The organism is Polaribacter sp. Hel1_85 (assembly GCF_000766795.1).
Lineage (GTDB): Bacteria > Bacteroidota > Bacteroidia > Flavobacteriales > Flavobacteriaceae > Polaribacter.
The window spans coordinates 1,137,735-1,164,346 of record NZ_JPDS01000001.1; the positions used below are offsets into that span (position 1 = coordinate 1,137,735).

The 26,612-nt window shown below is 28.7% G+C and carries 28 protein-coding genes; 15 read left to right on the top strand and 13 right to left on the bottom strand.

All coding sequences use genetic code 11. From position 1 onward, the window contains the following. Positions 1–51 precede the first annotated feature (51 nt). From hemF to hemA, 9 genes are all read right to left on the bottom strand, one after another. On the bottom strand, positions 52–954 hold the full coding sequence (gene hemF / locus PHEL85_RS04875) for an oxygen-dependent coproporphyrinogen oxidase (protein ID WP_036821801.1): 903 nt from the start codon (positions 952–954) through the stop codon (positions 52–54). After that, positions 935–1,690 (bottom strand): EI24 domain-containing protein, encoded by a 756-nt coding sequence (locus PHEL85_RS04880; protein WP_036821803.1) that lies wholly within the window; start codon positions 1,688–1,690, stop codon positions 935–937. The genes hemF and PHEL85_RS04880 overlap by 20 nt, the downstream gene beginning before the upstream one ends. Positions 1,691–1,854: 164 nt before the next feature. Next, positions 1,855–2,883 (bottom strand): uroporphyrinogen decarboxylase, encoded by a 1,029-nt coding sequence (gene hemE / locus PHEL85_RS04885; RefSeq protein ID WP_036821806.1) that lies wholly within the window; start codon positions 2,881–2,883, stop codon positions 1,855–1,857. A gap of 5 nt (positions 2,884–2,888) precedes the next feature. Continuing rightward, entirely contained in the window at positions 2,889–3,335 is a 447-nt protein-coding gene (locus tag PHEL85_RS17255) for a protease complex subunit PrcB family protein (RefSeq protein ID WP_052108451.1), read from the bottom strand. 3 nt (positions 3,336–3,338) lie between these two features. Further along, a complete protein-coding gene (gene hemL / locus PHEL85_RS04895; protein WP_036821809.1) occupies positions 3,339–4,628 on the bottom strand; it encodes a glutamate-1-semialdehyde 2,1-aminomutase in 1,290 nt (429 codons plus the stop codon). A gap of 6 nt (positions 4,629–4,634) precedes the next feature. Further along, positions 4,635–4,973, bottom strand: coding sequence for a hypothetical protein (locus PHEL85_RS04900; protein WP_036821811.1), 339 nt, complete (start codon positions 4,971–4,973; stop codon positions 4,635–4,637). A gap of 1 nt (position 4,974) precedes the next feature. Beyond that, positions 4,975–5,940: a porphobilinogen synthase gene (hemB, locus tag PHEL85_RS04905; protein WP_036821812.1), complete on the bottom strand. Its 966-nt coding sequence runs from the start codon at positions 5,938–5,940 to the stop codon at positions 4,975–4,977. 79 nt (positions 5,941–6,019) lie between these two features. Continuing rightward, positions 6,020–7,615, bottom strand: coding sequence for a hydroxymethylbilane synthase (gene hemC, locus PHEL85_RS04910; protein WP_036821815.1), 1,596 nt, complete (start codon positions 7,613–7,615; stop codon positions 6,020–6,022). A 10-nt stretch (positions 7,616–7,625) separates the two neighbouring features. Further along, positions 7,626–8,861: a glutamyl-tRNA reductase gene (gene hemA, locus PHEL85_RS04915; protein ID WP_036821818.1), complete on the bottom strand. Its 1,236-nt coding sequence runs from the start codon at positions 8,859–8,861 to the stop codon at positions 7,626–7,628. A gap of 205 nt (positions 8,862–9,066) precedes the next feature. Between hemA and PHEL85_RS04920 the strand changes: the two genes are divergently transcribed. The 6 genes from PHEL85_RS04920 (at position 9,067) to PHEL85_RS04945 (ending at position 14,138) form a co-directional block, all read left to right on the top strand. Then, complete coding sequence (locus tag PHEL85_RS04920; protein WP_036821821.1) at positions 9,067–9,951, top strand: helix-turn-helix transcriptional regulator; 885 nt, start codon at positions 9,067–9,069, stop codon at positions 9,949–9,951. 2 nt (positions 9,952–9,953) lie between these two features. Beyond that, positions 9,954–10,472 (top strand): TrmH family RNA methyltransferase, encoded by a 519-nt coding sequence (locus PHEL85_RS04925; protein WP_036821824.1) that lies wholly within the window; start codon positions 9,954–9,956, stop codon positions 10,470–10,472. Positions 10,473–10,524: 52 nt separating this feature from the next. Further along, positions 10,525–11,541: a ferrochelatase gene (gene hemH / locus PHEL85_RS04930; protein WP_036821827.1), complete on the top strand. Its 1,017-nt coding sequence runs from the start codon at positions 10,525–10,527 to the stop codon at positions 11,539–11,541. Between the two features lie 294 nt (positions 11,542–11,835). Next, complete coding sequence (locus tag PHEL85_RS04935) at positions 11,836–12,429, top strand: CopD family protein (RefSeq protein WP_036821829.1); 594 nt, start codon at positions 11,836–11,838, stop codon at positions 12,427–12,429. A gap of 55 nt (positions 12,430–12,484) precedes the next feature. Then, positions 12,485–13,558, top strand: coding sequence for a serine hydrolase domain-containing protein (locus PHEL85_RS04940; RefSeq protein WP_036821832.1), 1,074 nt, complete (start codon positions 12,485–12,487; stop codon positions 13,556–13,558). Between the two features lie 157 nt (positions 13,559–13,715). Continuing rightward, on the top strand, positions 13,716–14,138 hold the full coding sequence (locus PHEL85_RS04945) for a lipocalin family protein (protein WP_036821835.1): 423 nt from the start codon (positions 13,716–13,718) through the stop codon (positions 14,136–14,138). 35 nt (positions 14,139–14,173) lie between these two features. Here the strand turns inward: PHEL85_RS04945 and recR are convergent, their stop codons facing one another. Continuing rightward, a complete protein-coding gene (gene recR / locus PHEL85_RS04950; protein WP_036821838.1) occupies positions 14,174–14,791 on the bottom strand; it encodes a recombination mediator RecR in 618 nt (205 codons plus the stop codon). Positions 14,792–14,920: 129 nt separating this feature from the next. Here recR and PHEL85_RS04955 point away from each other — a divergent pair, with 129 nt between their 5' ends. The 8 genes from PHEL85_RS04955 to PHEL85_RS04990 all read left to right on the top strand — a co-directional run bounded on the left by PHEL85_RS04955 (position 14,921) and on the right by PHEL85_RS04990 (position 22,171). Beyond that, positions 14,921–16,357 (top strand): sodium:solute symporter, encoded by a 1,437-nt coding sequence (locus PHEL85_RS04955; RefSeq protein ID WP_036821841.1) that lies wholly within the window; start codon positions 14,921–14,923, stop codon positions 16,355–16,357. Next, positions 16,354–17,082 carry a sulfite exporter TauE/SafE family protein gene (locus PHEL85_RS04960; RefSeq protein WP_036821844.1) on the top strand — a complete coding sequence of 243 codons (729 nt, stop codon included), beginning with the start codon at positions 16,354–16,356 and terminating at the stop codon, positions 17,080–17,082. Before PHEL85_RS04955 ends, PHEL85_RS04960 begins: the two co-directional genes overlap by 4 nt. Before the next feature lie 121 nt (positions 17,083–17,203). Beyond that, positions 17,204–18,391, top strand: a complete 1,188-nt coding sequence (locus tag PHEL85_RS04965; RefSeq protein ID WP_036821846.1) for an aminoacetone oxidase family FAD-binding enzyme — start codon at positions 17,204–17,206, stop codon at positions 18,389–18,391. A gap of 55 nt (positions 18,392–18,446) precedes the next feature. After that, positions 18,447–18,872, top strand: coding sequence for a hypothetical protein (locus tag PHEL85_RS04970; protein WP_036821848.1), 426 nt, complete (start codon positions 18,447–18,449; stop codon positions 18,870–18,872). A 3-nt stretch (positions 18,873–18,875) separates the two neighbouring features. Continuing rightward, positions 18,876–19,523: a pyridoxamine 5'-phosphate oxidase gene (gene pdxH, locus PHEL85_RS04975; protein ID WP_036821853.1), complete on the top strand. Its 648-nt coding sequence runs from the start codon at positions 18,876–18,878 to the stop codon at positions 19,521–19,523. A 34-nt stretch (positions 19,524–19,557) separates the two neighbouring features. Beyond that, positions 19,558–20,046 (top strand): SixA phosphatase family protein, encoded by a 489-nt coding sequence (locus tag PHEL85_RS04980; protein ID WP_036821855.1) that lies wholly within the window; start codon positions 19,558–19,560, stop codon positions 20,044–20,046. Between the two features lie 6 nt (positions 20,047–20,052). After that, the gene (locus tag PHEL85_RS04985) at positions 20,053–20,949 is read left to right on the top strand and encodes a Ppx/GppA phosphatase family protein (protein WP_036821859.1); all 897 of its coding nucleotides are present in this window, start codon (positions 20,053–20,055) and stop codon (positions 20,947–20,949) included. A gap of 121 nt (positions 20,950–21,070) precedes the next feature. Next, positions 21,071–22,171 (top strand): OmpA family protein, encoded by a 1,101-nt coding sequence (locus PHEL85_RS04990; protein WP_036821860.1) that lies wholly within the window; start codon positions 21,071–21,073, stop codon positions 22,169–22,171. A gap of 403 nt (positions 22,172–22,574) precedes the next feature. On the opposite strand, the gene PHEL85_RS04995 is transcribed toward PHEL85_RS04990, so the two are convergent. Further along, a complete protein-coding gene (locus tag PHEL85_RS04995) occupies positions 22,575–23,048 on the bottom strand; it encodes a thioredoxin family protein (RefSeq protein WP_052108452.1) in 474 nt (157 codons plus the stop codon). 300 nt (positions 23,049–23,348) lie between these two features. On the opposite strand from PHEL85_RS04995, the gene PHEL85_RS05000 reads away from it, so the two are divergent. Continuing rightward, positions 23,349–24,614 (top strand): hypothetical protein, encoded by a 1,266-nt coding sequence (locus PHEL85_RS05000; RefSeq protein ID WP_036821863.1) that lies wholly within the window; start codon positions 23,349–23,351, stop codon positions 24,612–24,614. Here PHEL85_RS05000 and PHEL85_RS05005 read toward each other — a convergent pair. Both PHEL85_RS05005 and PHEL85_RS05010 read right to left on the bottom strand, forming a co-directional pair. Beyond that, positions 24,611–25,648, bottom strand: coding sequence for an AMP-binding protein (locus tag PHEL85_RS05005; RefSeq protein ID WP_036821866.1), 1,038 nt, complete (start codon positions 25,646–25,648; stop codon positions 24,611–24,613). The two genes, PHEL85_RS05000 and PHEL85_RS05005, sit on opposite strands and share 4 nt — an antisense overlap. Continuing rightward, the gene (locus PHEL85_RS05010; RefSeq protein ID WP_036821869.1) at positions 25,645–26,610 is read right to left on the bottom strand and encodes a CPBP family intramembrane glutamic endopeptidase; all 966 of its coding nucleotides are present in this window, start codon (positions 26,608–26,610) and stop codon (positions 25,645–25,647) included. The genes PHEL85_RS05005 and PHEL85_RS05010 overlap by 4 nt, the downstream gene beginning before the upstream one ends. Positions 26,611–26,612 lie beyond the last annotated feature (2 nt).

A 26,612-nucleotide genomic window follows, 5' to 3' on the forward strand; every position in this document is an offset into this window, starting at 1 on the left:
TTAATTAAAAAAAGAGCAGAAATAATATTTCTGCTCTTTTTATTTTTTAAATTAAACCCAATCTTTTGGGCTAGCTAATATTTTTAACAACCTATCTTCCTCAGAATTTTCTTTAGGTTGATGATTATACTTCCATTGCACTATTGGTGGTAGACTCATCAAAATACTTTCTATTCTTCCGTTTGTTTTTAAACCAAATAATGTTCCTCTATCATGTACTAAATTAAATTCTACATAACGCCCTCTTCTAATTTCTTGCCAATCTTTATGTTCTTTTAAAAATGAACTATTTTTTCGTTTATTAACAATTGGAATATAGCTTTCTAAAAAACTACTTCCAATTTCCGTCACAAAATTAAATCGTTCTTTTATTGTATACTCATCTGTTTCTTTTAAGTAATCAAAGAACAAACCTCCAATTCCTCGAGCTTCTTCTCTGTGAGTATTCCAGAAATACTCATCACATACTTTTTTAAACTTTGGATAAAATTCTGGATTATGTTTGTCGCATGCAGATTTACAAACCGAATGAAAATGAGTTGCATCTTCATCAAACAAATAATAAGGTGTTAAATCTTGCCCTCCACCAAACCATTGTGTAACAATATTACCAGTGTCATCATACATTTCAAAATAACGCCAATTAGCGTGTACTGTTGGCACAAAAGGATTTATAGGATGTAAAACCAAACTTAATCCACAAGCAAAGAAATTCCCTTCTTTAACTTTAAACTGTTTTCTTAAAACTTCTGGTAATTCTCCATGAACAGCAGAAATATTTACACCTCCTTTTTCAAAAACATTTCCGTTTTCAATTACACGAGTTCTTCCTCCTCCACCTTCTTTTCTTCTCCAAAGATCTTCCTCAAATTTTGCAAGTCCATCAACTTCTTCTAATTTAGAAGTAATAGTATCTTGTAAATTTTCGATGTATTTATAAAACTGCTCTTTCATTTTCTTTATTTAATAAATCTACTGTTTTTACTGATGCTGCTGTTACAGATAATGGTAAAACAATAATAATTCCTAAAACCGGAATTAATAAACACAACATAAAAACAATTCCATTTCCTATTGAAATTCCTTTATTTTTACCAACAAAATTGATACTTTCTTTATAATTATATTGTCTTTCTAAAGTATAATCCATATTACCAAAACCTGCATAATAGGCTTGCACTAAAAACAATAATATAGTTGAAAAAATATTTACTAACGGAATAAATTTTAGTAATAATATTGGAAGACTAATTAAGATTTCTTTGGTTAAATTTCTTGTACTAATTTTAATTCCTCTCCATAATTGTTCTTGAAAAGATGTTTTTCTATGTTGATGTTTTAAATTACCATTAATATGGATTTCTATCTTTTCTGAAACTGCACTCATAAATGGTGCTGATAAAGCCAAAATAATATGTTTGTATAAAATTAAACCAATTACTAAAACAAAAATTGCTCCTATAACAGAAGTGAAGGTTGTAAATGCTTGTTTACCCCAATCCCAAATCCAGATTTTTGCTAAAAATTCACCAATATTGTCTGATAATCCATAAGCTGTAAAACCTATTACAGTAGCAGTTATTAAACTGATTATAATAGGAATTGTAAAATATTTCCATAGCTTCAATTTAGATATTAAACCAAAAGCACCTGAATAGGCTGATATTGCAGAAAGTATGTTTTTAATCATTAGCGTTGGCTTGCGTTAGCGATTGAAATGGCATCCTTTTTAATTTCTTTTAAAATCATGACCTTTCGACTGCGCTCAAGGTGACAAATTAAAAAGATATAATGGAAAGCACGACTTGGTCCTGAATGCCTTCAGGATAAAGTAACGCCCAAATTAGTTTTATATTAGTCTGCCTTATATTCTTTTACAGCGTCTATAAATGCTTTTGCATTTTCTAACGGGATGTTTGGTAAAATTCCATGACCAAGATTAACAATATATCGATCTTTACCAAATTCATTAATCATTTGATGCACCATTTTTTTGATTTCTACTGGTGGAGAAAACAATCTTGTAGGGTCGAAATTACCTTGTAAAGTAATTCTTCCTCCTGATAAATAACGTGCATTTCTAGGAGAACACGTCCAATCTACACCCAATGCAGAAGCGCCAGATTTTGCCATATCTCCTAGAGCAAACCAGCAACCTTTACCAAATGCAATTACAGGAATTTCATCTTTTAAAGCATCGATAATTTGTTGAATATATTGCCAAGAAAACTCTTGATAATCAGTTGGAGACAACATTCCCCCCCAAGAATCAAAAACCTGAACGGCATTTACACCTGCAGCAACTTTTGCTTTTAAATATGCAATTGTTGTATCAGTAATTTTTTGTAATAATGAATGTGCAACAACTGGGTTTGTAAAACACAATTCTTTTGCTTTGTCAAAGTTTTTAGAACCTTGCCCTTGTACACAATAACAAAGAATTGTCCAAGGTGAACCCGCAAAACCAATTAACGGAACCTCATCATTTAGCTTTTCTTTGGTAGCTTTAATCGCTTCCATTACATACCCTAAAGTTTCATGAATATCTGGAACAATTACGCGATCTAAATCTTTTTGAGTACGAATAGGATTTGGTAAATAAGGTCCAAAATCTGGTTTCATTTGTACCTCAATATTCATTGCTTGTGGAATTACCAAAATATCTGAAAACAAAATTGCAGCATCCATTCCATATCTTCTGATAGGTTGTACTGTAATTTCTGATGCTAATTCTGGTGTTTGACAACGTGTAAAGAAATCGTATTTCTTTTTGATTTCTTGAAATTCTGGCAAATATCTTCCTGCTTGACGCATCATCCAAACTGGTGGCCTGTCTACAGTTTCTCCTTTTAATGCTCTTAAAAATAAATCGTTTTTAATCATAATCTTTATAACTCAATAAATTTTATTTCCTTCTTTGTCTTGTTAATTTTTACAATATGATAAGGTTGTATTATTGCAGTAGTTACCATATCCATTGGTTTTGGGCCTTTCGATTTTATTTTAATTAAACAAATATCACCTTCTTTTACAACCTCAACAATTTCAATTGAAAACCCTCCTGTATTTCTAACTTCATCAACTGCTACAACAACCATTTCTTTTGAAAAATCAATAGCATTTTCAAACGTTTCAGAGACTTTATTTATAGTATCAATTTTAGATAAAAAAGATTTCCATTCTACTTTAGAAGAAATAACAAGATTCTCTTTTTTAAATCCTTCTGCTCCATTACCAAATAAATTTCCTTTTGAAAGAGAAGTAAAACCTCCTTCTTCATTTTTAGGACAACCAACTAATAATAGACTAAAAATAATTGTTATAATTGTTTTCATAATTTACATTTTAGAAACTGCCAACATACCTTTATCAATTGCTTCTGCTATTTTTTTAAGATCCTTTTCTGTTAAAGCTGATGATAAAAACCAAGCTTCGAACTGACTTGGAGGTAAGAAAACTCCGTTTTTAATCATTTCCCAAAAGAAAACTGCAAACTTATCTGTATCAGACAATTGCGCTTCTACAAAGTTGGTTACTTCACTATTTACAAAGAAAGGATTTAACATTGATCCAAACCTGTTTACAGTTAAGGCTACGTTATATTTTTTAGCAGTTTCTAATAAAATAACTTCTAAAATACTACCTATTTCTTCAAACTTATTATAAGGATTTTGCTTTTTTAATTCTGTTAAAGTAGCAATTCCTCCTGCCATTGCAATTGGATTTCCACTTAAAGTACCTGCTTGATACATGCCTCCTAAAGGAGCAACTTCTTGCATAATTTCTTCTCTTGCTCCATAAGCTCCTACAGGAAAACCTCCTCCAATAACTTTACCCAAACAAGTAATATCTGCTTCTACACCTAATAATTCTTGAGCTCCACCAAATTTAGAACGGAAACCAGTCATTACTTCATCAGCAATTAACAATGCTCTTTTTGTTTCTAAATACGCTTTTAATTCTACTAAAAAATTATTTTCAGGAATTACAACCCCCATATTACCAGCAATTGGCTCAATAATTACTCCTGCAATATTATCATCTTCTTCAAAATGTTTTTTTACACTTTCTAGATCATTATAATTCGCAATTAACGTGTTTTTTACGGCTCCTTCTGGCACTCCTTTAGAACCTGGTAAACTTAATGTTGCTAAACCAGAACCTGCTGCAACTAATAATGCATCTTGATGCCCATGATAACAACCTGCAAATTTTATAATTTTATCTTTTCCTGTAAAAGCTCTTGCTAAACGAATTCCGCTTAAAACAGCTTCTGTACCTGAGTTTACAAAACGGATTTTATCCATTCCTGGAAAAGCATCACAAACTATTTTGGCTAATTTTATTTCGTTTTCTGTTGATGCTCCAAAAGAATAGCCATTTTTTAATGCTTTTTCAACTGCTTTTTGAACTTTTTTATGACGATGACCTAAAATCATTGGTCCATAAGAAAGTACTAAATCTACATATTTGTTTCCATCAACATCTGTAATTTTTGTCCCTTTTGCTTTTTTTATAAATAACGGATTTCCACCAACTGATGAAAATGCTCTTACAGGAGAATTTACTGCTCCAACAAGGTTTTTTAATCCTTTTTTATATAATTTTTCTGATTTTTTGAATTTCATATCTATTTATTTTCTTCTTATCATATAAGAATTAAACGACTTTATTGATTTCATTTCTACTTGCCAAAACAGTAAAGGAATTACTCCACTTAAAATCCCTACTGCTCCATAGAAAAAATATAAAATTAATGCAGATACTACACCTAAAATTAAACCTATTAAAATATGCTTTTTATTTGGCTCTGCACTAACATCATTTACATGAACTTTTTCAATGTTTCCACATTTATTACAATTAAAAGTAAATTCAGAACCTATTTCCATTTGTAAATCTGGTCTTGTAATAGCATCAGATTTAATGCTATTGCTTTTTTTACAAGAACGACAAACAGTGTAAAGGTTCATTTTATTTATTTTTTAACAATCTAGCAGCTTCTTTAGCAAAATACGTAATAATAATATCTGCTCCTGCTCTTTTCATAGAAAGTAAACTTTCCATCATTACTCTTTCACCATCAATCCAACCTTTTTCTGCTGCAGCTTTTACCATTGCATATTCTCCACTTACATTGTAACATGCAATTGGACGATCAAAATTATTTTTTAAATCTCTAATGATATCTAAATAAGATAAAGCTGGTTTTACCATTAAAATATCTGCTCCTTCTTGGTCATCAAAAGTTGCTTCACGCATTCCTTCATCTCTATTTGAGGGATCCATTTGATACGTTCTTCTATCTCCAAAAGTGGGTGCAGAATCTGCTGCATCTCTAAAAGGTCCGTAAAAAGCAGATGCATATTTTACAGAATACGCCATAATTGGCAAATTAACAAAACCTGTATTATCTAAAGATTGACGAATCATGTCAATTGTTCCATCCATCATTCCTGAAGGTGCAACCATATCAACTCCTGCTTTTGCATGAGAAATAACTTGTTTTGCAAGATTTACTAAAGTTGCATCATTATCAACATCATTTTCATGAATAATTCCACAATGTCCATGAGAAGTATATTCGCAAAAACAAACATCTGTAATTACATATAAACTCGGGTAATTCTTTTTGATAAAACGAATTGCTTTTTGCATAATTCCATTATCATTCCACGTTTCTGTTCCTTCTTCATCTTTGTGAGTCGGAATTCCAAATAATAATACTGCAGGAATATCCAATTCAACAACTTCATCTAATTCTTTAGAAATTCTATCCAAAGAAAAACGTTTAATTCCTGGCATTGAAACAATTTCTGTTTCAATATTTTCTCCTTCTTCTATAAAAAGTGGGTACACAAAATCATCTACAGAAAGTCTAGCCTCTTTAACTAATCTTCTAATTCCTTCATGTTTTCTAAGTCTTCTTGTACGAAACATAAATTTTATACTTCTGTCTGGTCGAGCGCAGTCGAGACCTAATTTTTAAAACCTCTCGACTGCGCTCGAGGAGACATTTTTACTCTTTTGAAAAATAACTATTTACCAATTCTAAAACACTGTCTACACTTGGCATATTTGCTACTTCTACTTTATCAAAATGTTTTCTTGCAACTTTTGCGGTAGTTTCTCCAATACAAAAAGCAACTTTATCAGTTCCGTTTTCTTTTAAATAACTTTCAATTCCTGAAGGACTGTAAAATAAAACTCCAGTAACTTCGTCAGAAATTTTTTCTGGACTCAACATCGTTTTATAAGCTTCTACTTCATTTACAACAACATCATAAGCTTTTAAAAATGCAGGTAAAACATCTAATCGTACATCACTACAGAAATAAGTTACTTCTTCAACTTTTAACTCTTTTGATAAATAGTCTGCTAATTTTTTAGCATTTTTAGCTACATAAGCAACTTTACCTATTCTGTTTTCTATTAACTTTTTTGTTCTTCTACCAACACAAAAAATGTTTTTAAAATTCATTTCATCTCTTGTAAAAGAATTCAACAACGCTTCTACTCCATTTTGACTTGTAATAACAACGTTTTCAATTTCATTTTTCATCACCTTTGGTGGAATTCTATTAAAACGTATTTTAATAAAATCACTATCTTTTATCCCTATTGCTGGTGATAATGTTTCTTTTTGAAGTTCTGAAAGTTTTTTGGTAGAATATATGTTTTGTAAAGGAACTTCAGCAGTTTCTTCATCTTCTGCCATTAACTCTTTTCCACCTCTATTAATTATATAATCTGCACAATCTTTAGCTAAATATCTATGACGACCAACTGGTGCTGTTTTATTAACGGTAAGTTTTTTAGAACCGTCTTTTTTTAATAAAACTCCTTTAAAGTTAATTTCTTCTGTCTTAGAATCAATATAAGCTAAAGCCCCTATTGGTGCAGTACAACCACCTTCTAGCTGGTTTAAAAACTCACGTTCTATTGTTGTACAAATTTCTGTTTCTCTATGATTTAATTGTTCACAAGCATCTAAAGAATAATCATCTTTTTCTAAAGCGGTAACCATAATTGCACCTTGTGCTGGTGCAGGAATCATCCAAGAAAGGCTAATTGTTCCTTCTGGTTTTATACCTAAACGATATAAACCTGCTGCTGCAAAAATTGCTCCATTCCAAGTCTCACTATCTTCTAATTTTTCTAAACGCGTATTTACATTTCCTCGTAAACCAACTACTTTATGTGTTGGATAACGATTTAACCACATCGCTTTTCTTCTCAAACTTCCTGTTGCAATTACACCATTTGGTTGTCCAAAAAACTCTTCTGTACCTTTTAATAATAATACATCTGAGTAATCATCACGTCTTAAAACTGCTGCTTGTTTAATTCCTTCTGGTAAAACAGTAGGTACATCTTTTAAAGAATGAACAGCAATATCAATGTCGCCATTCAACATAGCAATATCTAAATTTTTGGTAAAAACACCTGTAACTCCTAATTCATATAAGGGTTTATCTAAAACAATATCACCTAAAGATTTTATAGGAACCAAAACTGATTCATAGCCTAATTCTGTTAATTCTTTACGCACTTTATTAGCTTGCCAAAGCGCTAATTGGCTATCGCGAGTTCCTATTCTTATTATTTTCTGCATTGAGTTTTGATTAAGATTTAAAAACCTTATTAATTACTTGTAGGCTTTGTGAAACAGATGTTTCTTCATCTTTTAAATGTTTCACAAACTGTGTGGTTATCTTTTGAATAAAACGTGAAGTTAAGATTTCTGCCTGACTTTCATCAAAATCAGCAATTTTTTTCTTCTGAAAATTAATTTCGTCGTTTTTAATATTTTCTAATGACTTTTTTAAAGCGGCAATTGCAGGTGTAAACCTTCTATGATTTAACCATTCATTAAATTCTGCTTTATGTGTATCTATAATTGCTTCTGCAAAAGGAACTTCTTTTTGACGAACAGCTAAAGTTTCATCTGTAATCTTAGAAAGTTCATCTACATTTACTAAAGATATGCCATCTATATAACTAACATCTTTTGCTACATTTTCTGGCATTGATAAATCTAAAATAAGTAATTCTTTATTTTTAGCAATATGTTCTTTTGTAATTGTTGGCTTATCTGCCCCAGTTGAAACTATTAAAACATCTGCTTTTTCAACTTCTTCAGCTAAGTTTTCTACAACTGCTTTTCTAATAGAAGCGTGCTCTTTTACAAATTCTGTTGTTTTTTCTTCTGTTCTATTAATTAAACAAACAGACTTATTTTGAGTATATTCAGCTAAGTTTTTACAGGTATGTTTTCCCATTTTACCTAAACCAAAAACTAAAATGTTTTTAGAATTATAATCTGGTAAATTTTTGACAATATATTGAACCGCTGCATAAGAAACAGAAGTAGTTCCTGAACTTAATCTAGTTTCGTTCTTAACTCTTTTACTTGCTTGCAATACAGAATTTATCAATCTTTCTGAATATGCATTTGTGGTATTTAAAGATTTTGCCATTTTAAAGGCCTGTCTTAATTGACCAACAATTTCATAATCTCCTAAAATCTGACTCTCTAAACCTGTACCAATTCTAAATAATTGTTGAATTGCTTCTTGGTTTTTATAAACATTAGAAACTTTTGCAAATTCTTGAATAGTTCCTTCAGAAAACTCACATAACAATTCTATTAATTGACATGGACGTTCTGAAAAACCACTGATTTCTGTTCTGTTACATGTAGACAAAATAAAGACTCCTTTAAAGCCTTTTTCTTTAGAAAGTTTCAACAAAGCAGTTTGATTCTCTTTTGATAAAGAAAATTTTCCACGTGTGTTAGCATCCGCTTTTTTGTAACTAACGCCAATATTATAAAAGTGCTCTTGCCTATCCTCTTGCATGTAATTGTAAAAGTTGGTCAAAAATATAAACTTCATTTAGAAAAAAATGTCGCTTAAGGTTCTTTTTTTAACGTTAAATGTTTTTTAAATAAATTTTAATTGAAAAAATCATGGAAAACACTACTTTTGCTTAGGAATCAAGGTTTTGAATATTTACTATATAGAATGATTCTAAATAAAAGAAATCCTAATTAAAAGAACAGATATGTTTAAAAATGTCGGAGAAAGTACTTTTGAAGAAATTATTTTAGATAAAGGCTTTTATCTATTTCATTTTCAAAATGAAAGTAAAGAAGTACAAGATTTTGAAAGAGAGATTAATAGCACATTTATACAAATTCATTTTTGCTTAAGAGGAAACTCTAAATTTTTATTTAACAATGGTTCTTATTCTTTTGATGTTTTAGACAACAGATCAATTTTACTTTACAATCCACAAAGGGTTTTACCGATTCATTTAGAAATTCAACCAAAAACAACATTAGTTTCATTATTAATTTCTATTGAAAAATTTCACTCATTATTTTCTAAAGAATCTGGTTACATTCCTTTTTTAAGTGATGAAAATAGTAATAAAAAATACTATGATGATACAGAGATAAAACCTACTGTTTCTATTGTTTTACAACAAATTATCAACTCTAACATCAATAGTTCTATAAGAGACCTATATATAAAAGGAAAAGTATATGAATTATTAAGTCTTCATTTTCAACCAGAAGAAAGTACAGAAGGTGAATATTGTCCTTTTTTAGTAGATGAACAAAATGTGCTAAAAATTAGAAAAGCTAAAGAAATTATTATTTCTAGAATGGCAGAACCACCAACTTTACAAGAACTATCTAAAGAAATTGGATTGAGCTTAAAAAAATTGAAAGAGGGTTTTAAGCAAATTTACGGAGATACAGTTTATAGTTTTTTGTTCGATTATAAAATGGAACACGCAAGAAGATTATTAGAAAGCAATCAATTTAACGTAAATGAAGTTGGTGTAAAAGTTGGTTACAGTACTTCTAGTCATTTTATTGCTGCTTTTAAAAAGAAATTTGGAACAACTCCAAAAAAATATGTAATGAGTTTAAAAAGTTAGATTTGGAACAATTAACACATTACGATATAGAAAACGATCAAAAACAATTTCCAATAACAATTGTTTGTGATGCAATAAGAACTCCAGAAAATATAGGAATGTGTTTTCGAATTTCTGAAAGTTTTGGAGTGCAAAAAATCTATTTTCATGAAAACTCACCTTCAACAGAGAATAGAATTGTAAAAAAAACCGCAAGAAATACAGTAAATCAAATAAAACATGCAGTTTACAAAGATTTTGAAGAAATCATCCAACAATTAAAAAATGAAGGAAATACAATTATTGGTATAGAAATTACTGATAAGAGTATGAATATTCAAGATTTTAATTTTAAAAAACATCAAAAAATCGTATTACTTTTGGGAAGTGAAAGAAACGGAATAGAAAATATAAATTTAGTAGATGAAACTATTGCAATACCAATGTATGGCAGAAATTCATCAATGAATGTAATACATAGTTTAGCAATAACTTTGTATGAAGTAACAAATCAGTTATCAGTAAACAAAAATAAAAATTAAAGTTTCAACTTTTAAAAATTTGAAACTTTAAAAACTTTGAAACTCATTTTAAATGAAAGGAATTTTACTAAACAATTTAGGATCACCAGATTCAACAGAAACCAAAGACGTTAAAAAATATTTAAGTGAATTTTTAATGGATGAACGCGTAATTGACATTCCGTATTGGAAACGTTGGTTATTAATTAAAGGAATTATTTTACAAGTAAGACCTAAAAAATCTGGTGCAGCTTACAAAAAAATCTGGTGGAAAGAAGGCTCACCTTTAGTTGTAATTTCAGAAAGATTCACTAAAAAAGTGATGAAAAAAGTAGACATTCCTGTTGCTTTAGCAATGCGCTATGGCTCTATATCTATGGAAAAAGGAATCAAAGAATTAGTAGACAAAGGTGTAACAGAAATATTTTTAGCGCCTTTATATCCTCACTACGCAATGTCTTCTTTTGAAACTGTAACTGTAAAAGCAGAAGAAATTTTAGCAGAAAAATATCCAAATGTAAAATTAGACACATTAGCTCCGTTTTACAATGAACCTGATTATATAAAAGCAATGAGTAATAATATTGCAAATCATTTAAAAGGATTTGATTACGATCATATGCTGTTTTCTTATCACGGAATTCCAGAAAGACACATTAAAAAATCCGACCCAACAAATAATCACTGTAAAATAGACGGTTCTTGTTGCGAAAGAAGTTCTGTTGCACATCACACTTGCTATAGACATCAATGTTTTGAAACTACCAAAGAAATTGCAAAAGAGCTTAACTTAAAAGAAGGAACTTATAGCAATTCTTTTCAATCTCGCTTATTAAAAGATCCTTGGTTAAAACCTTATACTGATTTTGAAATTGAGAAATTTCCAGGATTAGGAAAGAAAAAATTAGCAGTTATTACACCTGCTTTTGTGGCTGATTGTTTAGAAACGTTAGAAGAAATTGCCATGGAAGGAAAAGACGAGTTTTTAAAATTTGGAGGAACAGATTACAAACACATCCCATGTATGAATGACAATGACGATTGGGTAGATGTTATGGTTTCTTGGATTAATGATTGGAAAAATAAATAAAATAATTAGAAGCTATTTCCTGCTTTTCGCTATATCTTTTTTCTTCTGTTCTCGATACAAATTTGCAAAAAAAGCAAATTCACTCGAACTGACAGAAAAAAGGATACCGCTTCAATCAGGGCTAAACTAGTTTGCTAACTAATAGCAAAAACGATAACAATTGTCATTTCGAAATGAGCTTTTTTAAGCGATTGAGAAATCTCATTATAAATAAAACCTTTAAATTCCTCCTCATTCTTCGTTCGGAATGACATTGGCTTTAATAAACAAACATAAGAACTAAATTAAAAACTTATGAATCTTTACTACTTAAAAGCACTACATATTATTTTTATCGTCACTTGGTTTGCTGGATTATTTTACATTATTCGATTATTTATGTATCATGTAGAAGCAGAAAAAAAAGAAGAACCTGCAAAAGAAATTTTACAAACTCAATACAAATTAATGAGTAAACGTTTGTGGTATATTATTACGTGGCCGTCAGCAATTTTAACTCTAATCTTTGGTTTTTGGACTTTATATTATTTTCCCGAATACTTATCTCAACCATGGATGTTAGTGAAACTATCTTTTGTTTTAGCTCTATATGTTTACCATGGTCTTTGTCATAAAATATACAAACAATTACAGAACGATATTATAAAATACTCAGCTTTTAAATTAAGAATTATAAATGAAGTCCCAACCATTATTTTATTTGCAGTAGTATTTTTAGTGACTTTACAAAGTGCAACCAATTGGATTTGGGGTGTTGTAGGAATTATTCTTTTCGGAGTTTTACTAATGCTAGGTATTAGACTTTACAAAAAAATTAGAGAAAAAAAATCTTGGGAAAAAGCTGAGAAAGAGGTTTTGGAAAATGATGGTGAAACTTCAAAAGAATAAAGTACAAAATGTCACAAAATAAAATCATAATAGTCTTTTATAAAACTGTTCTTTTATGAAAATTCCTTTTATTTATGTTTTTCTATTCTTTCTTATACTTAATTCTAATCCATTTTTTGCTCAAGGTTTTAATAAATTAAAGATTGGAAATAAAGAAAAACTTGGATTCTCTCATGAAAAACTTGACAGTTTAACTTCGTTTTTAAAAAAATCAGGTTCATCATCTTTAATTATTTTATCTAATGGAAAAGCAGTTTTAGAATGGGGACAATCAAACAAAAAACATACGATCCACTCTATAAGAAAAGCTTTACTCAACTCCTTACTTGGAATCTATATTACAAACGGAACTATTGATACAACAAAAACTCTTAGTGATTTAAAAATAGATGACATATCTCCTAAATTAACTGAACAAGAAAAAAAAGCTACAATTGCAGACATATTAAAGTCTAAGTCTGGAGTTTATCATAATGCTGCGGCTGTTTCAAAAGGCATGTTAAACAAAATGCCTAAAAGAGGATCTCATTACCCTGGGGAAACTTACTATTATAATAATTGGGGGTTCAATATATTAGGACATATTCTTGAGCAACAGACAGGAAAAAGTATTTACGACTTATATTATCAACACATTGCTCAACCATTAGAAATGGATTTTGTAAATGAATATTCGAAAATTTATGTTACAAAAAATGAAGATGTTGAAATTCCAGACTCTCATGGATTTTATCAATATGAGTTAGAAAAATCTAAGTATCCAGCATATCATTTTAGAATGTCTGCAAGAGATTTAGCTTTATATGGTCAACTTTATTTGAATAAAGGAAAATGGAAAGGAAGACAAATTATTCCAAAAGAATGGATAGATTACTCGGTAAAACCATATTCTATAACATACAAACCAGCTGGTTTAGCTTATGGAATATTATGGGGAGTTTTAATGAAAACAAAAAATAGACCTTCAAATTCTTTTTATCATACAGGAACTGGAGTTCATATGTTAGCAATTTATCCCGATTCAAATATGGTTTTAGTTCATCGTGTAGATACAGAAAGTGATTATACCTTTAGTGAGGATGAATTATATGAAATGATATCGCTAGTTTGGCAATCTAAAATAGATTAACTTCTAATAAGATTGCTCAAAAGGAATTCTATTCGCAAAACTTCTTCTTAAAAGAACCTTATTTTCGTATTCTAAATCATGTAAAACACCTACTTATAGGTATATTAAAATACTATTCTACGTACTATTTTTGATTTAAATTTTAAATCTTAATATTATGAAACAAATTATTTTTTTATTTTTAGCAATAGCAACATTATCATCTTGTGAAACTAATGAAGATGATAATCCTAGTTCATCTGATCTTATTATTGGAAAATGGCAACTTATTTCTGACAAAGAAAATGGTACTGAAATTTCAACAGAGTGTGAAAGAAAAAGTACAATTACATTTTCAGAAAACGGAACATCAACAGAAGTTTATTATTACAATGATGGAAGTAACAATTGTATTACAGAATCTGAAACTGCTACTTGGGAAAACTTAGGAAGCTCAACTTACAAAGTAGACTATGGTAATGGAGATACTGAAACCGCTAAAATAACATTCTCAGAAAACAACACTGAATTCAGTATTACTAACACAGATGTTTATAATGGAGTAACTTACACATATGTAATTACTTACAAAAAAGTATAATATTTTAAAAGCTCACTTATATAGTGGGCTTTTTTTTAGTTTCTAATACTCTGCTCAAAAGGAATTCTATTTACAATAGATCTTCCTAAAGTAACCTCATCTGCATATTCTAACTCATCACCTACAGAAATTCCACGCGCAATTGTACTTGTTGTAATCTCGTATTTTTCTATTTGTTTAAAAATATAAAAGTTTGTGGTATCTCCCTCCATTGTAGAACTCAACGCAAATATCAATTCTTTAATTTCTCCTTCAGAAACTTTTCTAACTAAAGATTCTATTTGTAAATTTTGCGGCCCAATTCCTTCAATCGGAGAAATTTTTCCGCCCAAAACATGATATAATCCATTAAACTGAGAAGTACTTTCAATGGCCATTACATCTCTAATATCTTCTACAACACAAACAATTTCTGGATTTCTTTTTACATTATTACAAATATCACACAAAAGAGTGTCAGAAATATTATGACATTTTTCACAGGTTTTTACATCATTTCTCAAATGCAATAACGCTTCAGACAAATATTTTGTATTATCAGAAGGTTGTTTTAGCAAATGTAAAACCAAACGTAATGCAGTTCGTTTTCCAATTCCTGGTAAACGCGAAACTTCATTTACTGCATTTTCTAAAAGTTTTGATGAAAAATCCATAGTTTGCAAAATTACAACTTCCAAAGAAAAAAATACAAAAGACTTTATAATAAATTTTCTGTATTCTACATTCTATTTTCTTAAGTAAACTTATATTCGTAATTCATAATTGAACATTTGTAAATCACTATGCAACCACTTCATATTTTATTATTAATTGCTGCTTATTTCTCTGTACTATTTTTCATTTCATATATCACAAGTAAATCTGCAGACAACAAAACCTTTTTTAAAGCAAACAACTCTTCACCTTGGTATTTAGTTGCTTTTGGTATGATTGGCGCTTCACTGTCTGGAGTTACATTTATTTCTGTTCCTGGTTGGGTAGAAGGTGCTAATATGAGCTATTTTCAAATGGTTTTGGGTTATGTTGTAGGTTATGCTGTTATTGGTTTAGTGCTACTTCCACTCTATTATAAATTAAACTTAACATCAATTTACACGTATTTACAAGACAGATTTGGAAACTATTCATACAAAACAGGCGCAAGTTTCTTCTTACTTTCTAGAACAATTGGATCAGCGTTTAGATTGTTTTTAGTGGCTAATGTGTTACAAATTATTTTATTTGATGCTTATGGAATTCCATTCTGGGTAACAGTTTCTATTACTATATTATTAATTTGGTTGTACACTTTTAAAGGAGGAATTAAAACCATTGTTTGGACAGATACTTTGCAAACACTTTTTATGTTAATTGCAGTTGGAGTTTGTATTTATACGATTTCTGATGAAATGAAAATAGATAATTTATTCTCTTACATTGCTGATAACGAATTATCTAAAACTTTCTTTTTTGAGGATGTAAAAGCAGGAAACTATTTCTGGAAACAGTTTTTAGCTGGTGCATTTATTGCCGTAGTTATGACAGGTTTAGACCAAGATATGATGCAAAAAAACTTAACATGTAGAAATCTAAAGGATGCTCAAAAAAACATGTTTTGGTTTACAATTGTTTTAGTGATTGTAAACTTTTTCTTTTTAGCTTTAGGTGTTTTACTAACAGATTACGCACAACGAAACGGAATTGATGCTCATAAAGACCAATTATTTCCAATCATTGCAACCAAAGGAATATTAGGTTTAGCAACTGCACTATTTTTCTTATTAGGTTTAATTGCTGCTGCTTATTCTAGCGCAGATTCTGCTTTAACTTCTTTAACCACTTCTTTTAGTATCGATATTTTAGAAATTGATAAAAAGAAAGACAAAAACGAACAGGAAAAAATTAGAAAGAAAATTCATATTATTTTCTCTCTTGTCTTAATAGCAACCATTCTAATTTTTAAATACTTTATTGCAGATGCCAGTGTAATTGCAAAAATATTCACATTTGCGGGGTATACTTATGGCCCTTTATTAGGTTTATATGCTTTTGGAATGTTTACCAAACTAAAAGTAAAAGACAAAGTAGTTCCTTTTATTTGTTTAATTGCCCCAATTTTAACCTATGTAATTAGCTTTTATAGTAAAGAAAAATTAGGTTTCGATTTTGGTTTTTTTGTTTTAGTTCTTAATGGTTTTTTAACTTTTATAAGTTTATATTTGTTTAAAGTGAAAAAATGAAAATAAACGAAATCTTCTTAATCTTAGCCTTATTTGCAGAAATAACAGGAACGATTGGAGGTTTTGGTTCGTCTGTATTTTTTGTACCAATAGGTAATTTTTATTTCGGATTTTATGAAGTTTTAGGTTTAACTGCTATCTTTCATTTATCGAGTAACCTTAGTAAGATTTTCCTTTTTAAAAAAGGATTAAATAAAAAACTACTTATAAACATTGGTATTCCTTCTGTTTTATTTGTAATTATTGGAGGTCTTTTATCAAAATATATTGATAGTTTTAAACTAGAAATTTTCTTAGGTATTTTTCTAATTGCATTTAGTTTGTTGTTTTTAATTAAAAAAAACTATTCTTTCAATCCAAATAAAAAAAACTCTATTATTGGTGGTAGTTTATCTGGTTTTTCTGCTGGTTTATTAGGAACTGGAGGAGCGATTAGAGGGCTTACAATGGCATCTTTTAATCTTGAAAAAAGTGTTTTTATAGCAACATCTGCATTTATCGACTTTATGATAGATTTTACAAGAACATTTGTTTACTATCAAAATGGGTACATAAAAAAAGACTTAATGATTTATGTTCCTTTTCTACTAATAATAGGATTTATAGGAACTTATATTGGTAAAAAGATTTTAAACTTCGTTCCACAGGATAAATTTAAAAAACTGTCTTTAATCTTTATTCTATTAATAGGAATAGTTACAGTTTTAAAAATTGTTACGGTATAAAATAATACCTTTGATAAAGTTTACAATCACAGTTATTCTAAGAACTATAAAACATATTATAGAAAAAAAACATCATAAAAATTATCGATTAAAAGTTGAATAAAGAAACCAAAATAATAAGATGAAAAAAACGATTTCCATTATTGGAAGCGGACCTTCTTCTCTACTTTTGGCTGCTTTTTTAGATGTTAAAAAATTCGATATTACTATTTATGAAAAAAACAAAACTGCAGGTAGAAAACTTTTAGTTGCTGGAAAAGGCGGTTTTAACCTAACACACTCAGAACCAATTACTGAATTCATCAAACGCTATACTCCTAGTGATTTTTTAGAAAACTCCATATTAAATTTTACGAATGATGATTTTAGAAACTGGTTACATATTATTGGAGTTCCAACTTTTATTGGAAGTAGTAAAAGAGTATACCCAAAAGAAGGAATTAAACCAATTACAGTTTTAAATACAATTCTAAATCATATTAAAGAAAAAGGAATTATTTTTAAATATGAACACACTTTTTCTGGTTGGGATACTCAAAACAATTTAATTATAAACGATAAAACAATTACTTCTAATTATACTGTTTTTTCTTTAGGTGGTGCAAGCTGGAAGGTTACAAGTTCTGACGGAAGTTGGTTAGAAAAATTTCAAAAAAAAGAGGTAAAAACAATTCCATTTCAAGCATCTAATTGTGCTTTTAAAGTTGATTGGAAATCTGATTTTATCAATCAAAACGAAGGAAATCCTTTAAAAAATATTGCTATTTATTGTTCAGAAAAAAAGCAAAAAGGAGAAGCCGTAATTACAAAATTTGGTTTAGAAGGAAATGCTATTTATGGCCTAAGTCCGCAAATTAGAGAACAATTAAAGTCACAAGAAAAAGCAATTATTTATATCGACTTTAAACCAACATTAACTTTGGAAAACCTTACTACAAAAATTTTAAATTCAACATTTAAAAATACTACCCAAGTTTTAAAGAAAGAACTAAAACTAAGCAATTCACAAATTGATTTATTAAAAACACACCTTACCAAAGAAGCATATTTAGATTCTAAATTATTATCAGAAAATATTAAAAAATTTCCTTTAGAAATTATTGATTTAGGAGTTTTAGACGAGGCTATTTCTACAGTTGGTGGAATTGATTTAAATGCTGTTGATTCTAATTTTCAATTAGACAAAATTAAAAATCAATATTGTATAGGAGAAATGTTAAATTGGGACGCTCCAACTGGTGGATACCTAATACAAGCTTGTGCAAGTTCTGGTGTTTATCTTGCAAATCATCTCAATAAAATTAAATAAAAACTAAATTTATAGTATTTAAATATTCAGTATTTTTACTAAATTCAAAATAATTATGAAAAAAATATTATTCGTCGCATTACTTTTAACCACAATATCTTCATACGGTCAATTTAAAATTACTGGTTATTTTGATGCTGAAATTGGTATTAATTATGCCTTTTCTGAAAATTTTCAAGCAGAATTAAGAGTAAATGATAATTTAGGAATAGAATTCAATACAGAATTAAGTCTTCTTTATAAATTTGTTTCTAAAGAGGATTATAATCTAAATTTTGGGATGGGAGTTTCAACATTTCCATTTCATTCAAAAAATATCAAGTTTTTTGAAAGTTTTTATCTTCCTTTACAAATAGAAATAACACCTTTTAAAGAAGTCAGAAATTTTGGATTGGTTTTAGAAAGTACATATCATTTTTCTGATATTAATAATGCTTCTGGAATTAGAAACTCAATAGGAATTAGATATATTTTCAAATAAAAAATGTCAAAAGATTTAAGTAATTACCGAAAATCCTACGAAAAGCAAGAGCTTCTAGAAAGTAGTTGTCCAGAAAATCCTTTAGAATTATTTAGAGATTGGTTTCTAAATGCAGATGATTCTGAAATGGTTGATGAAAGCAATGCTATGACAATTTCATCAATTGGTTTAGACGGTTTCCCTAAAAGCAGAGTGGTTTTATTAAAAAAATATACTTGGGAAGGTTTTATATTTTACTCCAATTATAATTCAGAAAAAGGAAAAGCTATTAAAGTTAATAATAATATTTGTTTGTCTTTCTTTTGGCCGGCTTTAGAGCAACAAATTATCATTAAAGGAAATGCAGAAATTTTAGCAGAAAACTTATCTGACGGTTATTTTGAATCTAGACCCAATGGAAGTAAATTAGGAGCTTGGGCTTCTGAACAAAGTGCTGTAGTTTCATCTAGAGAAGAATTAGACGCTAATTTAAAAACTTTTGAAAAAAAGTTTGAAGGAAATGAAATTACGAGACCAAAACATTGGGGTGGTTATTTAGTGAAGCCAATTTCTATAGAATTTTGGCAAGGGAGACCCAACAGAATGCATGATAGAATTAGATATACATTAGAAAAAGATTTTTCTTGGAAAATAGAAAGATTAGCGCCATAAATTTTTATATTTACAATTCAACAATTAAAATTGAATGAAAACTTTATATATTGTTAGACACGCAAAATCTTCTTGGGAATACTCTGGTATTGAAGATATTGACAGACCTCTAAAAAAACGTGGAATAAAAGACGCTCATTTAATGTCTAAATTTTTATCAAAAAAAATTGACAGACCAGACGTTTTTGTTTCTAGTAGTGCCAACAGAGCATTACATACAGCAGTAATTTTTTGCGAAAATTTCGAATATCCTTTATCTAACCTTAAAATTAAAAGACAACTATATAGTTTTAGTGATGGTTATTTGGTAAAAACTGTAAATGCATTAGATGATAGCTTTAATTCTGCCATAATTTTCAGTCACGATCATGGCATCAACTCATTTGTAAATAAATTTGGAAGCAAACCAATATCTCATGTAACCACTTGTGGAGTAGTTGGCATCAAGTTTGAAGAAAAACATTGGAAAAACATAAAAAAAGGAAAAACTTTTATGGTAGAATTCCCTAAAAATCATAAATAAAATAGTTTGTTAGAAATAAAAAAATACGGCGCTATAGATATTGGTTCAAATGCAATTAGATTGCTAATTTCAAATGTTATTGTATCTGATGACAAAGAACCTCAATTTAAAAAATCTTCCTTAGTACGTGTTCCTATTCGTTTAGGTGCAGATGCTTTTGTTAGCGGAATTATTAGTAAACAAAATACAACCAGAATGATTAATGCCATGGAAGCATTTAAATTATTAATGGATGTACATGGTGTAGAAAGATATAAAGCTTGCGCTACTTCTGCAATGAGAGAAGCTAAGAATGGAAAAGAAGTTGTTGAGGAAATCTTTAATAAAACAGGAGTAAAAATAGATATTATTGGTGGTAAAGAAGAAGCTGCTATTATTTCTTCTACAGATTTAAATGATTTAATAGAAGGAGACAACTCATATTTATATGTTGATGTTGGAGGTGGTAGTACCGAATTTACTATTTTTTCACATGGAAAGATTATTACTTCTAAATCTTTTAAAATGGGTACCGTTCGTTTATTGAATAATAAAAAATCTGTAAATAAAGAGATTTTTGCCAATGTAGAAAAATGGGTAAAGAAAAACACTAAAGATTTAAAAAAGGTATCTTTAATTGGTTCTGGAGGCAATATTAACAAGTTATTTAAAATGTCTGGCAGAACAGAAGGTAAACCTATTTCTTATATATACTTAAATGCACAATATCAATTTTTAAAACAGATGTCTTTTGATGAAAGAATTTCTGAACTAAGTTTAAATCCAGATAGAGCAGATGTTATAATACCTGCAACAAAAATTTATTTATCTGCTATGAAGTGGAGTGGTGCTAGAAAAATATTTGTACCAAAAATTGGCCTTTCAGACGGTATAATTAAAAGCTTGTTTTACAACAAGTTGTAATTTACCCTACATTCCTCTTAACATAATTTTAACATTTTTGATTTTTTTTGTAAATTACATGTGACTTACGAAAAAATAGTGTGTCATAACAACGAACTAAAAAATCAAAAACAGATTAATTATGAAAAAAATTTTATTTAGCGGATTGCTTTTAATGTTTGGAGCAACAGCATTTGCCCAAGATTTACCAGAAAACCCAGAACCAGGAAAATGTTACGTACGTTGTAAAACTCCTGAAGTTTGGAAAAACGAAGATGTAACTATTGAAGTAGCTCCGGCTTACAAAAGAATTGTTACACATCCAGCAGAATACAATACAGTTACAGAAAGAGTTTTAGTAAAAGAAGCTGGACAACGTTTAGTAATTGTTCCTGCAGTTTGGGAAACTAAAACTATTACTTATACAGCAAAAGAGGATGCTAACAAATTAAGAGTTATTGGTGCTACTTTTAGCTCTGATTCTCAAACTATAGAAACCAAAGCAGCTTCTGCAAATTGGGAAATGAGTGAAAAAGCTCCTGATTGTGAATCTAGTGATCCTAACGATTGTAGATACTGGTGTTACAAGCCTGTACCAGCTAAATTTGTTACTATTCCATTAACAAAATTAGATACAGATGCTAAAACAGCTTCTAATCCAGTTCCTGGATATGAAAAAACATATACTCAAAATGTAATGGTTACACCTCCAACTACTAAATCTGTTGAAATTCCTGCAGTTTATGGAAACATTACAAAAACAGTTTTAACTAAAGATGCTTGGCAAGAAGAAATTACTGTTGCTGCTAAATACAAAACTGTAACTAAAGAAATCTTAGTTAACAAAGGTGGTTTAACTACTTGGAAAGAAGTTGAATGTGAGTTAGTAAACAATACTCCATTACCAATTAACTGGAATTTAGGAAGTGCTACTTTAACTCCTGCAGCTAAAAGAATTATAGATACTAGATTATTACCTGTATTAAAAGGTGGTGTTGCTGCTGCAATTGAGTCTCATACAGATTCAAGAGGTACAAAAGAATCTAATCAAGATTTATCTGAAAGAAGAGCTCAAGCTGTAACAAGTTATTTAATTTCTAAAGGTGTAAACCCAAGTCAATTAACTGGAAACGGTTTTGGAGAAAGAAAATTAACTAATAGATGTGCTGATGGTGTTTCTTGTACAGAAGCTCAACATAGAGCAAACAGAAGAACTACTTTTAGAGTTATAGATCAAAAATAATTATTCGTCTAACAAAGAATAATCAAAAAAGAGAACCGAAGCTTATGCTTCGGTTTTTTTATGCCATAAATTTAATCACACAAAAAGAACAACCTAATAAAGTTTAGAGCTCAATAGGTAATGGATTTAAAATCATCAAAACGAGCTTATTTAAGCACAAAACACATTATAAAAGAACACTTAAAAAAGTTTTAGAAATATCATTAATAACTTATAGAAAATTCGTAAAAATAGCATTAAAGAAAACTTCACAGTATTAAAGAATAATATTCAAAAAAGTATATTAACTTTAAGGTAATAGGTGAAATGAAATTAAAAAAAAAACTGAATAATCATATAGTTATGATTATTCAGTTTTTTTTTTAATTTAGTTCTTTTAGAATTTATATAGGATATTTAAAAATTAATAATTTTCAATTACTGATTGAAAAAAAGGATAATAGTACTCTGTTAAAATAAGTCCTTTTTTATACCCAATCATTTTACCTTTATGATCTACAAAAACCAATGTTGGGAATGATCTAATTTTATATTTCCTTTTTAAATCATAAGTAACTTCTAATTTTTCAGATGAAACCAGATCTTTATTTCTAGGATCATCAGCTTCATAAAGTATTAAATCTTTTTCAGCTAATTTTTTAAATTTCTCAGTATGAAATAACTTTTTATCTAAAACTTTACAAGGCCCACACCAATCTGAACCCGTAAAATAAATAAGTATTGGTTTCTTTTCTTTTTTTGATTTCTTTAAAGCTCTTTTAAAAGAAGACTCCCAATTCAAATTAACCATTTCAGAAGCCTCTGCTATATGCTCTTGTGCTAAGCTATTAGCAATTGAAAAAAAACAAATTGTAAAACCTAATAAAATTTTTTTCATAAGTATTAATTTCTTCAAAAATATCAAAAATAATACCAAATAAAAAATTCAACAAGAAATTCTAATAATTTTATAAAAAACAAAAAGCCGTAATAATTAAATTACGACTTTATTTGAATTTTTATGTAATAAGTTTAATCCCCCAATTTTATTATTACATAGTCCTTTCAAAACTTGTTCAAAGATACTATTGTTTCACACAACTTAACTACACTTTAAGAAACTAAACTACTACAAACTACTAAAATCATATATAAATCTACTATATTTACACAACAGATAAAATATTTTATTTATAAAATGAAAAGGCTTTACTTTTTAAAAAAAATTATTTCTCTAACATTATTACTTCAAGCAACTGTTATTTATTCTCAAGATATGATAATTAAAAACAAAGAAACTTGGCATTATTATGATAATGGTTACTTAGAAGATGACTGGATAAATCTAAAAGATTTTTCTAATTGGAAGAGCGGTAAATCACCATTAGGTTATGGAGATGATAAAATTATTACAGAAATAAGTTTTGGAGATAATAAAGATAGTAAACACATTACAAAGTATTTTAAGAAGAAAATATTTATTGCTAAAAAACATATTGCTTACGAATTTAAAATTCAAAGAGATGATGGAGCCGTTGTTTATATAAATGGAAAAGAGCTCTTAAAAGATAATATGCCTAACTCTATAATTAATAGTACTACTTTTTCAAAAAGCACTATTAAAGGTGATGGTGAAGATAAATTTAACCAACACTTCTTTGATAATACAATTTTATATATAGGAGAAAACATCATAAGTGTTTCTATTCATCAAGCATATGAAGACTCAAGTGATTGTATTTTTACTCTAGAACTAATAGGTCATAACAATCCTGAGGTTTTATCTTTGGTATTAGATAAAAAGAATAAAACAAACGAAGAATTAGAAAGCAAAATAAAAGATTTAAATACAAAATTTGAGTATGAAAAAATTTCACTTCAAAAAGAAAGGTTAGAGGATACAAATTATAATTTAAAAATTCTAGTTACTTTAATTAGCATCATATTTATTCTTTCTTTATTTGGATATTATTTTGTTATTGATAATACAAGAAAAAAAGATGCTAAAAACTATGAACAACTAGCTATACTTAATTCTGAAAACTTAAAAAAAGACAAAGAAGCAATAACACTTACAACAAACCTTTTACACAATAAACAATATTTTAAGGAAATAAAAGCAGATTTAAAAGGGATAAAAACTAACGATAAATCTATTATTAATAATATTATTTCTCAAATAGATCATGTATTAGATAGACATGAAGATTGGGACATCCTAAAAAAACATTTTAACGCTGTTCATGATAATTTTTATGATAAACTATTAGATAAACATCCAACAATAACAGAAACAGAACTAAGGCATTGTATGTTTATTAAACTACATCTTCAAACAAAAGAAATTGCACGTATATTATTAATAGATCCAAGATCTGTGCAAACAGCAAGGTATAGAATTAAAAAGAAAATGAATTTAAGCGAAGACAAAGACTTAAGGGATTATCTTCTAAATTTAGTTTAAAATGTAATTAAATCCAATGTTTTTATACGTTGAATTTTTTTTGTTTTAGTCTCTATAAACGCATCAACAAAGTAAATTTCTTTTGGAATTTCGAATTTTGATAGATTTACGTTCTTCAATTCTATTGCTTCCAATTTACCTTCAACAACTAAAACTAGCTTCTCCCCTAGTTTTTCATCAGAAACTCCAGCAACAAAAAAACGAGCAGTAATTATTTTTGATAGTTTTTCTTCTATTCTTTCTGGATGCAACTTTACTCCTCCAGAATTAATTACATTATCAAAACGACCTAACCAATCAAATTGATTATCAGAGATTAAATCTACAATATCATTTGTAAAAACAATTTCACTAGAAACTTCTGAGGCATTAATAACTAAACAACTTCTAGCATCTTTATAAATTTTTACATTTGGTAAAACTTGATAAAAATTAGGAGAAACAATTAAGTTATTCAACTTTTTAACAGCAATATGAGTAATGGTTTCTGTCATACCATAAGTTGCAAAAATATTACAAGTAGATTTTTTAATTTTCTGTTGTAATTGCTTTGAAACTACACCTCCACCAACAATTAGTTTCTTTATCTTATAAAGATCATTTATGGAGTTTTCTAATTGTAAAGGCACCATTGCAGAAAAATCATATTTTTTCTGAATACCATTTAAAGGATTTGAATTGACTTCAACAACATCCAGACACCAACCTAAGGTCAATGCTCTAATCAACATCATTTTACCAGCAATATATTCTATTGGCAAACACAATAATACAGAAGTATTTTCTTTTAAATCAAAGTATTTTCCGGTTGCTAAAGCAGAATTAACCATCTGAACTTTAAGTAATTTTATTTCTTTTGGAACTCCTGTAGAACCCGAAGTTTTGACTAAAATAAAATCATCTTTAGAAAACCAAATTTCTAAAAATTGATAAATTTCATCAGAAAAATCACGAGTATAATTCAGTATTTCATCCACAGAAGAAAATGAAACTTTATTTAATTTAAAGTCTTTATGGAACCTTTCTATTTTCAATCTTCTAAAACTCTATAGTTTTCTTTTAAGTTAACAGGTTCTTCAATTTTTCCTGTTAATTTCTCCATCCAATTTTTCCATCCATATTTTTTAGAAAAAACAAATAATATTAATGGGTACAAAACTAAAACAGGAAAAAACATTTCCCAACTAACAGAAGGTTCAGAAGTATCAACATACAAAGCATCGGTTTGAAAAACTGTCCAATTTGTTGTTACAAAAAAAGCCGCAACAATATTGTTAATAGCATGTAAACCAAGAGCTAACTCAGTACCTTCATCCATTAGAGTTGTTATTCCATAAAACAAACCTGTACCTATATAAAATACCATAGAAATATATCCTAATTTTTCAACTTCAGGATTTGCACCATGTAATAAACCAAAACAAACTGAAGTCAAAATTAATGGTAACCATCTATTTTTTGCCAAAACACCTAAACCTTGCATAAAATATCCTCTAAAAAGCAATTCTTCAAACGAGGTTTGAAAAGGTAAAAACAAAAAAGAAATGGCTAGTAAAGTAAAAAAAGGTTTGGCTTTAAAATTCCATACATAGTTTTCTGGTGCCAAGAAAATTCCTATAACAATTATAACAGAAGCTACAAATCCCCATGTAATAAATCCAAACCAAAAACGCTTCCAATCTACTGATTCTCTGCTAGTAACTAAAGATCTAACAGTTCTTTTATGAATGTATTTTACACCAATTATAAGGCTAATCAACCCAAAGATAAACATCAAAATCATAAAAAAAAGAAAAAGATTATTATCTATTCCTAAAGTCATAAAATTATCTTGAGCGGCTTTTGTAAATTCTGTCATATTTGCAGAATGCATCACAGCCAAAGCCATTAAAGGTAAAGCTCCTAAAAATTGCCAACCAACAAAAACCAACAAAATAGTTAATACCCAATGATACCATTCATTGTTTCCCTTAAATGCTTGTTGTATGTAATTCATAT